We start from the raw sequence: 14,471 nt of genomic DNA, 5'->3' as shown, positions 1-14,471 counted from the left end.
CGGCGCATTTTCGCGCTATAATCCCTCTATGCTATTACCTCTCTTCCCGGGGCGTCGCGATGCGCTCCGCCCTTAAGACCATCGCCGACTTTGTGCGGGGACATCATGTCCTGACCCTCGCCACGAGCCGCGACGGCATTCCCTACGCCACACCGCTTTTTTACGCGTATGACGATGCGCGCAACTGCTTCGTATTCGCCTCGTCGGAGGAGACGGAGCATACTGCCCAGATGAAAGCGAATCCTTCGGTGGCGGCAGGCATCGCATTGGAAACGGATACGGTCGGAAAGATCCGGGGGCTGCAGTGCCGCGGCCGGATCGTCGTAGGCGATGCGGCGGACGCGCGCTGCTACTTTGCCCGTTTCCCCTATGCCAAAGTGATGCGTCCGACACTGTGGCGGCTGGAGCCCTCCTGGATGAAACTGACCGACAACCGGCTCGGTTTCGGAAAGAAGCTCATCTGGGAAGCTACTCCCCCCTCTCCGGCGTCACCCCTTTCAGAAAATCCCTCTCCAGCCTGAAGGCGTCGGGGCGCGCGTAGTGGCCTGCGACGTCGAGGTTCCATTTCGCCCCTTTCTGGCGCATGGGGTCGATTTCGGCGTAGAGGATCCCCTCTTTCTGGTAGAGTGGCTCGGCGAGCACTTCGCCGTTCGGACCGGCGATCATGCTGTTGCCGCTGTTGATCCATTCGCCGCTTTCGCGGTAATAGGGCTCAAGCTCGGGGAGGGCGTCGAGCACGCTCTGCTTGCGCAGTATCATGCAGCAGCCGGCGATGTAGACGCGCCCCTCCTTGCCGATGTGGCGCATGCTTGCCTGCCAGGCGCTCCCCTCATCGTAGGTCGGTGCGGCATAGAGGGCGATGCCCCGCTCGTAAAGGCTCTGGCGCACGAGGGGCATATAGTTCTCCCAGCAGATAAGCCCGCCGAGCCTGCCCATGGGCGTGTCGTACACCTCCAGAGTTGCGGGGTCGCCGAAGGCCCAAACCGTGCGCTCGGCGAGAGTCGGAACGAGTTTCTGGTGGTGTCCGAGCACGCGCCCCTCCGGCCCGATAAAGAGCAGGGTGTTATAGACAGAACCGCCGCTTGCGCTGCGTTCGTTGATGCCGATTGCCAGGTAGACGTGCGCCGCTGCTGCCGCGTCGCAGAGGCTCTTTACCTCCGGGGAGGGGAGGGCGACGGCGGCATCGAGGAAACGGGCGTAGAGGGACTGGTTGAGAGCCATATTGCCCGGAGGGACCTGCCAGATCCAGTCGGGATAGCCCGCGATGAAGGCTTCGGGGAAGACGATGAGCTTCGCCCCTTTCTCCGCCGCTTCGGCGATGAGGCGGCACGCTTTGCCTATGCTCCCCTCCGGGTCGAGGAAAACGGGCTCCGCCTGGACGGCGGCGATAGTGAAGGTTGCGGAGGACATGGCAGACTCCTTCCGGTCCGCAGGACCATGCTTTCATTATCCCATCGATGCCTATACAGGAAACTTTTATCGCGCGGTTAGGGGCGCCGCTCTAAGGGAAGGGGGTTCGAATCGAATTCCCGGTAGAATGTCGTCAAAAATACGGAGTGTACCCATGAACAGAGCTTTACAGATGCTGCAGCTGCAACAGCAGCTTAACGATGCCACGAACGGAGCAGACTGGGAAGCGGGTACGACCAAGAACGGCAAGGCGATCAACTGGAAGCGCTGCATCTACATGGAGTGCGCGGAGATGATCGATTCATTCGCATGGAAGCACTGGAAAAACATCGCCGCCGACCCCGACTGGGCCAACCTGCAGATCGAGGTCGTGGACGTCTGGCACTTCGTCATGAGCCTGGTGCTGCAGGAGTACAAGCAGCGCGATCTGGGCAGCCTCGATGACGCGGCGAAGGCGATCGCGATCATGCCCTTTTACGAGATGCTCAACGACGCGGCGGAAGGATTTGCCGTCGAACGTCTGGTGATGGCCCAGGTGGAGTCGGTAATGAAAGATGCTCTCGACGGCAAGCCCGACCTGACCAAGCTGCTGGCCGACTTCTTCGAACTGGTCCGTATGAGCAACCTCGACCTCACGTCGCTCTACCGTCTCTACGTCGGCAAGAACATCCTCAACCGGTTCCGCCAGGACCACGGTTACAAAGAGGGGCACTACGTCAAAATCTGGAACGGGGAAGAGGACAACGTCGTGATGAAGCGGCTGTGGGAAGAGAAGGGAGATATGACGCCCGATGAACTGTACGAGGGGCTCGAAGCATCCTATCCGGGTGCCTAGCCTGGCACGCCGGCGGGAGGCTTCGCCGCAACACAAGCATCAAGAAATGTGCTTCAGAAAAGGGGGTGATGATGGCAAAGATCATGTCAACCATAGGACTCTTTTTCACGCTTTTCGCGGGGGCGGTGCTATGCGCGGAATCTGAAGGCGTGCGCGATATCGTCCCGGACGCTCCGAAAAAGGTCGAGATCGGGCTGATGGGGGTCGCGCTTTTCCAGGAGGGGAAGAACGACCCGTTAGAAGATCTGTTCCCCGGCGTGGGTGTGCGCGCCGCCTATCGCTTTTACGGCAGATGGTCGGCGGTCGCCGAGCTGTCGGCTGCGTTCGATGCCGCCTATGATCTTCCCGGACATGGGCATGTCAACGTGACGGATTATATGGCCGGCATCGATTATGATCTTTTCCCGGAGTCTGGCGCCGTGAAGCCCTACCTCTCGCTGGCCGTAGGGTACCGCACGATCAGCGGTGTCACCGGACGGGATCAGTGGCAGGTCCTGCCGGGCCTCGGGTGCAAATTTCCCCTGAATGACGCATGGCAGCTCGTCGTGGAAGCGAAAAAACGGTTCAATCTGGATGAGAATGAAACGGGATGGCTCGGGATGATCGGCGTGAGTTATCTGTTCGGCGCTGGTGACACGCAGAGCGCTGCGCACGCCGTCGAAGCTGCACCGGAGCCGGAGACAGTTGAACCAGACGCTGTACCTGTAGCGGCTGCCGCGGAGCGACCACAGGAGACGGACAGCGATGATGACGGGGTGCTCGATTCGGAAGATCACTGCCTCGGCACGAAGGGCGGCGTGCGCGTGGATGCGAAGGGGTGCCCGGTGACGATGGCACAGGTCGTACACTTTCCCTATGATTCTGCGGAGGTTTCCGCAGCGCGAAAAACGCAGATACATGTGCTGGTGCGCTTTTTGAATGAGAACCCCGCCTATAAGGTCATATTGAGAGGGTATACGGACGGTTCCGGTACGCCCGCCTATAACCAGAGACTTTCCGCGCGCCGTTCGGAGGCCGTCAAAACGCTGCTGGTGAAGGCGGGGATCGATCAGAAACGCATTGTGGCACTGGGCAGAGGCATGCGCGATCCGGTGGCGGACAACGCCTCAGAGGAGGGACGGGCAAAGAACCGTCGCGTCGAGGCGGAGTGCGTCGTCGAGTAAACGCCGGGGTCCTGCTGCTCGGCGGGAAGGGGCCGACACCCCGCACAGTCGTCAGTCGGCTTGTGCTATCGTATCAGCAAGGGCATTTTTACGCTCCATCAGCGTCAGCAGCGCCATGAAGAAAGCGGTGATGGCAGGGCCGAGGATCATGCCCCAGAAGCCGAAGCTCGTCAGGCCTGCGATGATGGCGAAGAAGATGATGAGCTCGTTACGCTTGCTCTCGGTCGTGGAGAGGCGGCTGTCGATGCTTTTGATGATGACGGGTTTGATGAAGGTGTCGGCGATGACGGAGATGACGATGATCGTGTACAGCGCGATGAACACGGCGCTGCCGACATCGCCGAGGGAGAGCTCGTAAAGGGAGAAGGGGACCCACATCAGCGCGCCGCCGATCACGGGGATGAGGGAGGCAAACCCGAAGAGAATGCCGAAAAGCAGCCCGTTGTAGCCCATAAAACTGACGGCGATGCCGAAGAGCGCCCCCTCCAGCGCCGCCGTGAGCAGAATGGAGTAGAAGACGATGCTCATCACCGAAGAGACTTCCGAACCCAACAGGCGGGCATCATCGGGCGGAAGGTTGATGATGTGTTTGAAATAGCCCGCCAGCCGTTGTCCGTAGAGGTGCGCGAAGAAGTAGAAGACGATGATCATGAAGGCGTTCTTGACGAACGACGCGCTGATGCTGCCGATGGTCCCGGCGTAGGCCAGGGCCTTCTTGGTCAGTTCGGCGGGATCGTACGAGGCGATAAAGTTCGAGACGTATGACTTGGAGTGCCCGGAGAACCCCGGCGCGCGTTCTATGAGCTCCTGCAGATAGTCCATGACCGATTCGAGGGTTGTGGGGTCGAAGTGCTGCAGATAGATAGTAATTTTGGCGAGAAAATAGCCCAAAGGGGCGAAAAAGAGCAGTGCCATCATCAGGGTGGAGAGGGCCGATGCCGCGAAGACCGAGCCGGTCCACTCCCGCAGACGCCGTTTGAACGAAAAGGTCGAGACCGCCAGCAGCGAAGCGATCAAGATGCTCATCAGGTAGGGGCTGTAGAGCAGGTACATCCAGTAGAGTGACGCCGCGAGCAGGATGGCAAAGATCGTCTGCGGTTTCACGCTGTACCTCCTAAAAGAGCCCGCTCTGTTCGGTGGGCGGGGTGAGCCGGAGCACATCGTAGCACTTGGGCGTGGCGACGCGCCCCCTGGCGGTACGCTCCAGGTAACCGTTGGCGAGCAGGTAGGGTTCCAGGACATCCTCGATGGTCCCCTCATCCTCGCTCAGCGCCGCGGCGATGGTGCTGAGCCCCATGGCCCGCCCCTTGGCCTGGACCAGCAGCTCCAGCAGGCGGAGGTCCATCTCGTCGAAGCCGTGGGCGTTGATCCCCAGCTCGTTCAGGGCGTAGACGGTGCGTTCATGTCCAATGGTTGTTTCGTCGGCGACGTCGGCAAAGTCCCGGACCCGGCGCAGCAGCCGCAGGGCGATCCGCGGCGTTCCCCGGGAGCGGCGGGCAATCTCGAGCGCGGCGTCGTGCTTGATCGGCTTGCCCAGCTTCTCCGCTGCCTGCATAATGATGCGGGAGAGCTCTTCGGGGTGATAGAAGTTCATGCGGAAGTTCATGCCGAAGCGGTCGCGCAGGGGGTTTGAGAGCATCCCCGCCCGCGTCGTCGCCCCGATCAGGGTGAAGCGTGGCAGGTCGATCTTCACCGTCTGCGCCGCGGGGCCGCTGCCGATGATGATGTCGAGGCGGAAATCCTCCATGCTGGGGTAGAGGATCTCCTCAACGGCGGGGGAGAGGCGGTGGATCTCGTCGATAAAGAGGATGTCCCCCTCTTCGAGGTTGGTGAGGATGGCGGCCAGGTCGCCGCTCTTTTCGATCATCGGGGCGGCGGTGACCTTGATGCTGCTGCCCATCTCGTTGGCGATGATCAGCGCCAGGGTCGTTTTCCCCAGGCCCGGAGGGCCGAAGAAGAGGGTGTGGTCCAGGGCTTCGCCCCGCTTTTTGCTCGCCTCGATGAAGACGCCGAGATTCTTTTTGATCTGTTCCTGGCCGATGTAATCCTTCCACCCCTCGGGGCGCAGGGAAGTTTCGACTGTCTCCTCGGCGCTGAATTTTTCGATCTCTACGATACGTTCCATCGTTACTGTCCCACCGGATATTGTTCCGCAGCTTTGTACTCTTGATAGGGCTGGTCGTGCTGCCCCTCGCAGGCACGCCGCTCATCGGGGCTGGTGATATTGCGGCAGTTCTGTTTGGCGATGTCATGCGCCATGTCGTAGCGCATTTCATTGGAACAGCCGCAGGCCAGTACCCCCAAGGTGATTACAAACACGGTTTGAGCGATCAATACGTATGCTCCTCTGCCGGGAAGGTGCGCGCCACGACCTCCTCTTTGTACTGCGTGACCGCCGCTTTGACCGCGTCGGCACCGTGCATGTACTGCTTGACGAATTTCGGTACGAAGGGCTCATAGAGGCCGAGCATGTCGGAGAAGACGAGCACCTGCCCGTCGACGCCGCTGCCCGCGCCGATGCCGATGACGGGGACGGAGACGGCTTCCGCGATCCGCGTTGCGACGTCGGCCTTGACCCCTTCGACGACCATGCAGAAGGCGCCGGCCGCTTCGACGGCTTTGGCATCCTCGATCAGGGAGAGGGCATTCCCCTCGTCCTTGCCCTTCACCTTGTAGCCCCCCTCGCCGCGCACCGCCTGCGGGAGCAGGCCGATGTGGCCGCAGACGGCGATGCCGTTGGCCGTGAGGTGGGCGATGATACCGGCCTTGTCCCGGCCCCCCTCGATCTTGACGGCGTCGGCCCCGCTCTGCTGGTAGACGGCAATCGCGTTGTCCAGCGCGCGCTCGGCCGTCGTATAGGTGCCAAAGGGCATGTCGCAGATGACAAAGGTGCCTGGCGCCCCGCTGCAGACGGCTTGGGTATGGTAGATCATCTGCTCGAGCGTGGCGCTCAGGGTGTCCGGTTTCCCGGCAAAGCTCATATTGAGCGAATCTCCCACGAGGAGAATGTCGGCAATGGGGTCGAAAAGGCGTGCGAAGAGGGCGTCGTAAGCGGTGATCATCATCAGCGGTGTCCCGCCCTTGGCCTTTCGGATGGCACCGACGCTCAGCTTATTAGCCATTGGTTGCTCCTGCGGGCATGCCGGAACAGGGGGAAAATCCCCTTTCCGGCGCCCTAGTCAATTGAGAGCGATTTTATCCAAAAATGCTACAATTGCGGATAAATATGGCAGGCCGCCGTCCCGTTGCTAAGGGTGGCGGCGCCCGAACACGGGCAGATCCGGTCAAAGGGTAATTGGTGGAAAAACAACTGGTGGGCTACATTACGACGGGCTATCCCGACAAAGATTTTACGATCGACCTGGCGCTCTCGATGGGGGAGAGCGGTGTCGATTCGCTGGAGCTGGGTATCCCCTTCTCCGATCCCGTCGCCGACGGTCCGGTGATTGAGGCGGCGAACTACGTCGCCCTGGAGAACGGGTTCCGCTTCAAAGACGTCCTGGACGTCTCCCGCGCCGTGGCGCCCCGCGTCGATACGCTCTGGATGGGCTACTTCAACCCTTTTTACCAGTTCGGGATGGAGAAGGTCCTTCGCGAGGCGAACGATCTCGGTGTCAGCGGCCTGATCGTCCCGGACCTGCCGCATGAAGAGGCGGCCCTCTACGCCGATGCCTTTGCTCAGCACCGCATCAGCAACATCGCCTTCGTCGCACCGACGGATACGGATGCGCGGGTGAAAACCGTCGTCAGCGCGGCGCAGAAGTTCATCTACCTCGTTGCCTACGCTGGGATCACCGGTGCGGGCAAAAGCGAAGATCTCGGCGAGGTCGTCGCGTCGATCCGCCGCCACACGCAGACGCCTGTTTACGTCGGTTTCGGCGTTAACGAAGCGACGGCGAAGGCGAAAGCGGAGGGGGTCGACGGGGTCATCGTCGGCTCGGCGTTCATCAACGTGCTGCTGCGCGAAGACCTTTCGCTCTCCGAAAAGATCAACCACTGCAGCCGCATCGCGAAAACGATCAAAGAACGCATCAACGAGTAGGGGGAAAGCCTCCCGTTTTTTAGCCCCTCTTTATGGCGTATCGGCTATAATTGTCTTCTAAGCCTGAGCGGTACGAGCTCTCGCATTTCAGGGGGTTCTACATATCTATTTTATGGACGGTGTAGCCGCTTCTGTGTGCCGGTGATCTTGCTTGAAGGCGCAAGCCTGAGGGACTGCCGCCTGAGGAAGCCCTCAGTCCGTATTATTTTGGCTTTGAGAACCAAAGCTATCTTGCGGAACGGCCGCCCGGGTTTAGATGCCGCTTTCATTCAAGAAGATGCCGTCTTTTTGAATGAAAACAGCAAGAAGGATCGGCAAAAGAATGAATGTAATGGTTATCGGCAGCGGCGGGCGCGAATATGCGATCGGGCGCGTACTGGCACAGGATGAAGCGGTAGAGAAGCTCTATTTCGCACCGGGCAACGGGGCGACGCCGATGCTGGGCGAGAATGTTGCGATCAAGGAGTACGATGCGCTGGCGGACTTCGCGATTGCCAACAGTATCGACCTCACGATCGTCGGGCCGGAAGCGCCCCTTACCGAAGGCGTTGTCGACATCTTCAAAGCGAAGGGGCTAACGATCTTCGGCCCCTCCAAGGCGGCGGCGCAGCTTGAGGGCTCCAAGGTCTACATGAAGAACTTCCTCGCCAAGTACGGTATCCCGACGGCCCGCTACATCGAAACGGACCATATTGAGACGGCCTTCAAGTTCATTGAGACCCTGCCGACGCCGGTCGTCGTCAAGGCCGACGGTCTCTGCGCGGGCAAGGGCGTCATCATCGCTATGAGTCACGACGAGGCGAAAAAGGCCGCTTCGGAGATGCTTAGCGGCGCCTCCTTCGGCGACGCGGGCAAAAAAGTCGTTATTGAGGAGTTCCTCGACGGCTACGAACTCTCCATGTTCGCCATCTGCGACGGCGAGGATTTCATCCTGCTGCAGGCGGCACAGGACCACAAGCGCCTTCAAGACGGCGACCAGGGGCCGAATACGGGCGGGATGGGTGCCTACGCGCCGACGCCGCTCGTCAACGACGAAATCTACGAGAAGGTCAAGGAGCGCATCGTCCGCCCGACGCTCGACGGGATGCAGGCGGAGGGCGCACCCTTTGAGGGGGTCCTCTTCATCGGCCTGATGATCGTGAACGGCGAACCGATCACCCTGGAGTTCAACGTCCGTTTCGGCGACCCGGAGTGCGAGATCCTGATGCCGCTGCTCAGCTCCCCGGCAAGCGAACTCTTCTACAAGGCCGCGACGAAGCAGCTCGATACCCTGGACGTGAAGTTCAAGGACGAATACGCTGTCGGCGTTGTCATGGCAAGCCGCGATTACCCCTACAGCAGCAGCGAACCGGCGGAGATCGTCGTCGACGAGATCGTTCACACCGAACTGGCCGAACACTCGCATATTGCCTACGCCGGCGTCAGCGAGAGTGACGGCAAGCTTTTCGCGACCGGGGGACGGGTCCTCGTCTGCGTCGGAACGGGCAAGAGCATCCGCGAGGCCCGCGACCGCGCCTACCTTCTCTGCGGCCAGGTGCACTTCGCAGGGAAAAAACTGCGGACCGATATCGCTTACCAGGCCCTCTAACCCGTGAACGAGACGATCGAAACGCTGCTGGATCGGCATGAACTGCAACTCGCTTCCATCCCGAAGCGCGCCGTGGCGTTCCTGATCGACGAGCTCCTGCTGAGCCTGCTTTTTACGATCATGCTCTGGGGGCCTATCTCCAAGGCGGAGGACATGGAGACCTTCTTGTTCATCACCAACGCCTATGCCCTGGAGTACCTGGGGATGAAGGTCTTCTACCAGACGCTCTTCGTCGCCCTCTACGGTGCGTCGCTGGGGAAGATGGCGATGCGCATCCGTGTCGCGGCGATTGAGGACGGGGGGATCCCGGGCTGGCTGCCGGCATTCAACCGCGCCGTCTTCCGCATTCTCAGCGAGATCATCTTCTACCTCGGCTTTATCTGGGCGATGTTCGATCCCAATAACCAGGCGTGGCATGACCGCACCGCGCGCACCGTTGTCGTCAATGCCTAGGTTCCTGCTGCTCCTTCTTCTTTTTGTATTGTCCGCGCTGCGGGCGGAAGAGCAGATTGAATTCTTCGCGACCCGGCTCGATTCGAACCTCAGCGTCGTCCATGCGAGCGGGGATGTCCTCGTCCTGTACAAAAGCTACTATCTGAGCGCCAACGAGGCCTATTTCGACCGCAACAGCAGTACGCTGGAGCTTTTCGGCAATATCGTCGCCATGCAGGGGTCGGAGTACTTCGCGATGGGGGATTACGCCAAGCTCGATGTCGCCAATAAGAGCCGGGAGTTCTCCCCCTTTTTCATGCTCGACCGCCATACGAACGTCTGGATGAGCTCCTCGCGTTCGGGGGCGGAGGACAAGGACTTTACGGTCGATGACGGGATGGTCTCAGGCTGCGATCCCAACGATCCCTTCTGGGTGCTTTACTTCTCCAGCGCCGATTTCGACAGTGAATCGCGCTGGATGAACGTCTATAACGCCTACCTCAAGATCTACGGCATTCCCGTCTTCTACTTCCCCTATTTCGGCTACTCCCTCGACAACCGCCGCCGCAGCGGTCTGCTGGTGCCCTCCTTCGGTGTCTCCAGTACGGAAGGGTTCTTTTTCGAGCAGCCTGTCTATATCGCGATCGATCCCTCCTGGGACGTTGAGCTGCGTCCGCAACTGCGCACGGAGCGGGGCGAGGGGGTTTACGGGAAGTTCCGCTTTGTCGATTCGAACGTTTCGGAAGGGTCGCTCCAGTCGGGCTATTTCCAGGAGAAATCCTCTTACGTCAACACCTATGACCTGGCCAACTCGAACCACTACGGCTTTGATCTTTTCTATACCAATACGGCGGTGCTGCAGCGCTGGCTGGGGCTAGACCTTCCCGGGCAGTCGGGTCTCTATGCCGACATCAGCTGGATGAACGATATCGACTATATCAACCTCTCTTCCAACGATACTGTGAACTACGCCACCTCCAACCAGGTGCTCTCGCGGGTGAACCTCTTCTACAACGAAGAAGATACCTATTACGGCATGAACCTCCGCTACTACCTCGACCTGAACAAACAGAGCAATGCCGACACGCCGCAGAACCTTCCGATCCTCCGTTACCACCGCTATATCAACACCTTCCTCGACGAGCACGTCTACTATACCTTCGATCTCCGCGGCAACAACATTTTCCGCGAAACGGGGAAACGTGCGGTCGAAGGGGAGGTGGACCTGCCTGTCACGCTGCAGACCTCCGCGCTGGAGGATTACCTGCTGCTCTCCTACAGTGCGCGCCTAAACGGTAAATACATCACCTTCGGAAACGAGCCGACGACCGTATCGGCCATCCCGACGGGCGGCGCGTATGAAACGGGGCTTTTCGGGCGGATCTACCATGTCTTCAATGCGGGGACACAGGTGACGAAAGCGTTTGAAGGTTTCAGCCACACGGCCGGACTGGACCTCGCCTATACCAAGGCCGGCGTTGATGATGCGACAGGCTACTACGAAACCCAGCAGACGCTCTGCAGCGGGAGCGATTCGGCGCTCTACCCCGAGTGCGACTTCTATGCCGTCAACGAGATCGAAGAGGCGCTGGATCTGAAGTTCAGCCAGTTTTTCGTCAATGACGTGGGCGAACAGGTGCTCTACCACCGTCTTTCGCAGCGCCTCTCCTTCGACCGGAACCAGGATCAGCTCAGCGAGCTGGAAAACGAACTGGACTGGCAGGTGACCCCGGAAGTCTCGCTCTATTCGGATGTTTTTTACAACTATGACTACCACCGGGTTTCGAAGATGCTCAACGGCGTCCGCTACAGTGACGGCGCGCTCAATATCGGAGCCATGGACCTCTATGAAGACCAGCCCGACGTTAACGGGACAAACCGGGTCAATTACCTGACCTTTGACGCCGCATATCGCTATAATGACCACTATCGCTATTTCGGCCGGTACGCCTATGATCTGGAGGCGAATGTGAAGAAGTTTTCCGAGGTCGGCTTCGACTACACGAAGCGCTGTTGGAAATTCGGGATGCGATACGTCGAGAACAACCGCCCGATCCTGACCAACGCCCAGGCCGACTCGCTTCTGGAGAAGTATGTCTATTTCACCGTCGAACTCCGCCCCATCGGGGGGACCGAGGTCAACTACAAACTCAGCGATGCATTGGATGGTTCGTGATGAAACTGTTTGAAGATAGAAAAGCGGCCGTTTCGGCGCTGAATGAGCTGCTGCCGCTGCCGCAGATGCAGCGTGAATCGTGGATACTGATCGCGCTCTCCGAGGGGGGCATCGCACTGTGCCAGGAGCTCAACGTCCGAATGAAGCTCAAGGTCGACTGGCTGCTGGGCGAATCGATTACAGCGCCCCAGAACCCGCAGTGCGAACTGGGGAGGGTGAGCGAGACGGAGGAGATCGTGATCAACGACGACCTCGTCAAGGCCTTCGGCATCCAGTATGACTACGTCTACGGCGAGGCGCACCGCAAGCACGAAGAGAAGATCCTCTCCCGGATCTACCACTATCGCAAAGGGCGCCCGCTGACAACCCTGCGCGGCAAAAAAGTGTTGCTTGTCGACCAAGGGGCGGAGAGCGGATTGAAGCTGATGTGCGCGATCAAAACCGTCCTTTCGCGCTCGCCCGATGCCCTCTATGCCTGTGCACCGGTGATGCCCAAGGAGGTCTATGCGGCCGTCGAACCGCTCTGTGACGCGCTCTTCTGCCCGCACGTGCTGGAGGATTATATAGAAACATCATGTTATTATTCAGAACTAGAAGATGTTTCGGATGAAATGATTATTAAGATACTAGGGGACTAAATGGATTATGATGTACTGGTAGCCGTCGAGAACAGAACGGAAGAGTATGCGCTTACAGGCGTGGCCCGACAGGCAAACGGAAGCGCATGGCTCAAGGCCGGCAACACGGTTGTCCTGGCCACCGTTGTCATCGACGAGACCGAATTCGTCGAAGAGGGGTTTCTGCCACTGACGGTGCAGTACATCGAGAAAGCGTACGCCGCGGGCAAGATCCCGGGCGGTTTCATCAAGCGCGAGGCCAAACCGAGCGATTTCGAAACACTGACTTCCCGTATCATCGACCGCTCCCTGCGTCCGCTCTTCCCTAAAGGGTTCGCCAACCCCGTCCAGATCACCGTGATGGTGCTCAGCGCGGATGAAGATGCCGACCTCCAGGTGCTCGGCCTCAACGCCGCCTCGGCGGCCCTGTATGTCTCCGACATCGACATTGACATCCCCGTCAGCGCCGTCCGTGTGGCGAAGGTTGACGGAGAGGTCTTGTTCAACCCGACGCTGCCGCAGCTTAAAAACAGCACCCTGGACCTCTTCCTCGCGGGAACGGAGTCGGACCTGCTGATGATCGAGATGCGGGTTCAGGGTTCGGTGGAGACGGAGCTGCTCGACACGATGATGGTCGACCCGCTCGTCGATCCGGCGCTTGCCGCCGAGACGATCGCCCGCTACCGCAGCAACGCGATGGGCGAGGATGATTTCATCGTCCTGCTTTCCGAAGCCCAGCAGCTGCTGGCGACGGCCAACGTCTCCTATGCGAAGGCGTTCGCCCCGTTCAAGAAAGAGACCTTCAAACTCACCTGCATCGCCGCGGAGCCGGATGAGCACCTGATGGCCTACGTCCGCGAGCAGCACAGCGACGATATCGCCGCGGCCATCGCTCAAATGGCGCGCACCGAGCGCTCCACGGCCCTGCGCAACCTGCGCAAAAAGATCCTCGATGCGGAACCGGAGTTCGACGAGCACGCCCTTAAAAAAGCGATCGAAGCGGTCAAGCGCGAAACGGTCCGCGTACAGATCCTGCAGACGCAGACCCGCGCAGACGGCCGCCGTCTCGACGAGGTACGCCCGATCAGCATTCTGACCAACGTTCTTCCCTCCGTCCACTCCTCCTGTCTCTTTACCCGTGGCCAGACCCAGGCCCTGGTGACACTGACCATCGGCGGCAACAAAGACGCCCAGATGTACGAGGAGCTTACCGACAGTTCGGCGCAGTACGAGAGCTTTATGGTGCACTACAACTTCCCGGGCTTCAGCGTCGGGGAAGCGTCGCCGGTCCAGCCGCCGCGCCGCCGGGAGCTGGGACACGGCAACCTCGCCAAGCGCGCCCTCGAACCGGTCCTGGAGGCCCCGGGCCAGACCGTCCGCCTCGTCTCCGAGATCCTCGAGTCCAACGGCTCTTCCTCCATGGCGACCGTCTGCGGCGGTTATATGGCACTGAAAGCGGCGGACCTGGAGACGACCGATCCGATCGCCGGCGTGGCGATGGGACTGGTCAGCGAAGGGGACCTGCACATGGTTCTGACCGACATTACCGGCCTCGAGGACCACGACGGGGATATGGACTTCAAGGTCGCGGGCTCCAAAGAGGGGATTACGGCGCTGCAGATGGACATCAAGCTCGGCGGCATCTCCCTGGAACTGCTCAAAACGGCCCTCTATCAGGCAAAGGCGGGGCGCGCCCACATCATCGATATCATGGCCGATGCAGAGAACAAGATCGAACTGAGCGAGGAGCTGCCCGGCAGTGACTTCTTCAGCATCGATCCCGACCGTGTCGCCGATGTCATCGGCCAGGCAGGCAAGACGATCAGAGAGATCATCGAGAAGTTCGAGGTCGCGATCGATATCGACAAGAAGGCCGGTAGCGTGAAGGTGACGGGCAAGAACCGCGACGGGGTCAAGGGCGCGCGCGAACATATCGAGCAGATCGTCTCCGTACCGAAGATGGAAAAACCCGAGTACCATGTCGGCGACATCGTCAAGGGGCGGGTCAAGAAGATCGTCGATTTCGGCGCCTTCATCGAACTGCCCGGCGGCGTCGACGGCCTGCTGCACATCTCAAAAATCTCCGATTCGCACGTGCGCAACGTTTCCGATGTTCTGAGCGAGGGGGACGACATAGACGTCGAGATCCTCGAGTTCAAAGGGACCAAAATCAGCCTCGGCCGCGCCCCGGCCGCCTAAGCCCTCCCG

General features: G+C 60.0%; 14 protein-coding genes. 9 read left to right on the top strand and 5 right to left on the bottom strand.

Translation table 11 applies throughout. From position 1 onward, the window contains the following. The first annotated feature begins 59 nt into the window (after positions 1–59). The gene (locus ACM66T_RS11085) at positions 60–521 is read left to right on the top strand and encodes a pyridoxamine 5'-phosphate oxidase family protein (protein ID WP_231019071.1); all 462 of its coding nucleotides are present in this window, start codon (positions 60–62) and stop codon (positions 519–521) included. Here ACM66T_RS11085 and ACM66T_RS11080 read toward each other — a convergent pair. Beyond that, positions 469–1,410 (bottom strand): carbon-nitrogen hydrolase family protein, encoded by a 942-nt coding sequence (locus ACM66T_RS11080; protein WP_231019070.1) that lies wholly within the window; start codon positions 1,408–1,410, stop codon positions 469–471. The two genes, ACM66T_RS11085 and ACM66T_RS11080, sit on opposite strands and share 53 nt — an antisense overlap. 154 nt (positions 1,411–1,564) lie before the next feature. Here ACM66T_RS11080 and ACM66T_RS11075 point away from each other — a divergent pair, with 154 nt between their 5' ends. After that, positions 1,565–2,245: a dUTP diphosphatase gene (locus ACM66T_RS11075; RefSeq protein WP_231019069.1), complete on the top strand. Its 681-nt coding sequence runs from the start codon at positions 1,565–1,567 to the stop codon at positions 2,243–2,245. Positions 2,246–2,316: 71 nt separating this feature from the next. Next, positions 2,317–3,408 carry an OmpA family protein gene (locus ACM66T_RS11070; RefSeq protein WP_231019068.1) on the top strand — a complete coding sequence of 364 codons (1,092 nt, stop codon included), beginning with the start codon at positions 2,317–2,319 and terminating at the stop codon, positions 3,406–3,408. Positions 3,409–3,459: 51 nt separating this feature from the next. On the opposite strand, the gene ACM66T_RS11065 is transcribed toward ACM66T_RS11070, so the two are convergent. Genes ACM66T_RS11065 through panB form a run of 4 tightly spaced genes read right to left on the bottom strand, consistent with a single transcriptional unit; the run spans position 3,460 to position 6,530 of the window. Next, positions 3,460–4,512, bottom strand: coding sequence for an AI-2E family transporter (locus ACM66T_RS11065; protein WP_231019067.1), 1,053 nt, complete (start codon positions 4,510–4,512; stop codon positions 3,460–3,462). Between the two features lie 10 nt (positions 4,513–4,522). Beyond that, positions 4,523–5,533 (bottom strand): Holliday junction branch migration DNA helicase RuvB, encoded by a 1,011-nt coding sequence (ruvB, locus tag ACM66T_RS11060; RefSeq protein WP_231019065.1) that lies wholly within the window; start codon positions 5,531–5,533, stop codon positions 4,523–4,525. Between the two features lie 2 nt (positions 5,534–5,535). Continuing rightward, the gene (locus ACM66T_RS11055) at positions 5,536–5,727 is read right to left on the bottom strand and encodes a hypothetical protein (protein WP_231019064.1); all 192 of its coding nucleotides are present in this window, start codon (positions 5,725–5,727) and stop codon (positions 5,536–5,538) included. An 11-nt stretch (positions 5,728–5,738) separates the two neighbouring features. After that, positions 5,739–6,530, bottom strand: a complete 792-nt coding sequence (panB, locus tag ACM66T_RS11050; RefSeq protein WP_231019063.1) for a 3-methyl-2-oxobutanoate hydroxymethyltransferase — start codon at positions 6,528–6,530, stop codon at positions 5,739–5,741. A gap of 176 nt (positions 6,531–6,706) precedes the next feature. Between panB and trpA the strand changes: the two genes are divergently transcribed. The 6 genes from trpA to ACM66T_RS11020 all read left to right on the top strand — a co-directional run bounded on the left by trpA (position 6,707) and on the right by ACM66T_RS11020 (position 14,462). After that, the gene (trpA, locus tag ACM66T_RS11045; protein WP_231019062.1) at positions 6,707–7,450 is read left to right on the top strand and encodes a tryptophan synthase subunit alpha; all 744 of its coding nucleotides are present in this window, start codon (positions 6,707–6,709) and stop codon (positions 7,448–7,450) included. Positions 7,451–7,772: 322 nt separating this feature from the next. Beyond that, positions 7,773–9,038, top strand: a complete 1,266-nt coding sequence (gene purD, locus ACM66T_RS11040) for a phosphoribosylamine--glycine ligase (RefSeq protein ID WP_231019061.1) — start codon at positions 7,773–7,775, stop codon at positions 9,036–9,038. Positions 9,039–9,041: 3 nt separating this feature from the next. Beyond that, positions 9,042–9,491: an RDD family protein gene (locus tag ACM66T_RS11035; protein ID WP_416768557.1), complete on the top strand. Its 450-nt coding sequence runs from the start codon at positions 9,042–9,044 to the stop codon at positions 9,489–9,491. Continuing rightward, complete coding sequence (locus ACM66T_RS11030; protein ID WP_231019059.1) at positions 9,454–11,646, top strand: LPS-assembly protein LptD; 2,193 nt, start codon at positions 9,454–9,456, stop codon at positions 11,644–11,646. The genes ACM66T_RS11035 and ACM66T_RS11030 overlap by 38 nt, the downstream gene beginning before the upstream one ends. Then, positions 11,646–12,284, top strand: coding sequence for a phosphoribosyltransferase (locus ACM66T_RS11025; protein ID WP_231019057.1), 639 nt, complete (start codon positions 11,646–11,648; stop codon positions 12,282–12,284). The genes ACM66T_RS11030 and ACM66T_RS11025 overlap by 1 nt, the downstream gene beginning before the upstream one ends. Continuing rightward, positions 12,285–14,462, top strand: coding sequence for a polyribonucleotide nucleotidyltransferase (locus ACM66T_RS11020; RefSeq protein WP_231019056.1), 2,178 nt, complete (start codon positions 12,285–12,287; stop codon positions 14,460–14,462). Positions 14,463–14,471 lie beyond the last annotated feature (9 nt).

Source organism: Sulfurimonas sp. ST-25 (assembly GCF_048079205.1).
GTDB lineage: Bacteria > Campylobacterota > Campylobacteria > Campylobacterales > Sulfurimonadaceae > Thiomicrolovo > Thiomicrolovo sulfuroxydans.
This window is presented reverse-complemented; position numbering and strand designations above follow the sequence as displayed.

Excerpts from the sequence above, each read along its gene's own strand:
- ACM66T_RS11030 (WP_231019059.1), top strand. The coding sequence starts at position 9,454 with ATGACCGCACCGCGCGCACCGTTGTCGTCAATGCCTAGGTTCCTGCTG.
- panB (WP_231019063.1), bottom strand. The coding sequence starts at position 6,530 with ATGGCTAATAAGCTGAGCGTCGGTGCCATCCGAAAGGCCAAGGGCGGG.
- ACM66T_RS11025 (WP_231019057.1), top strand. The coding sequence starts at position 11,646 with ATGAAACTGTTTGAAGATAGAAAAGCGGCCGTTTCGGCGCTGAATGAG.
- ACM66T_RS11080 (WP_231019070.1), bottom strand. The coding sequence starts at position 1,410 with ATGTCCTCCGCAACCTTCACTATCGCCGCCGTCCAGGCGGAGCCCGTT.
- ACM66T_RS11075 (WP_231019069.1), top strand. The coding sequence starts at position 1,565 with ATGAACAGAGCTTTACAGATGCTGCAGCTGCAACAGCAGCTTAACGAT.
- ACM66T_RS11070 (WP_231019068.1), top strand. The coding sequence starts at position 2,317 with ATGGCAAAGATCATGTCAACCATAGGACTCTTTTTCACGCTTTTCGCG.
- purD (WP_231019061.1), top strand. The coding sequence starts at position 7,773 with ATGAATGTAATGGTTATCGGCAGCGGCGGGCGCGAATATGCGATCGGG.
- ruvB (WP_231019065.1), bottom strand. The coding sequence starts at position 5,533 with ATGGAACGTATCGTAGAGATCGAAAAATTCAGCGCCGAGGAGACAGTC.
- ACM66T_RS11020 (WP_231019056.1), top strand. The coding sequence starts at position 12,285 with ATGGATTATGATGTACTGGTAGCCGTCGAGAACAGAACGGAAGAGTAT.
- ACM66T_RS11085 (WP_231019071.1), top strand. The coding sequence starts at position 60 with ATGCGCTCCGCCCTTAAGACCATCGCCGACTTTGTGCGGGGACATCAT.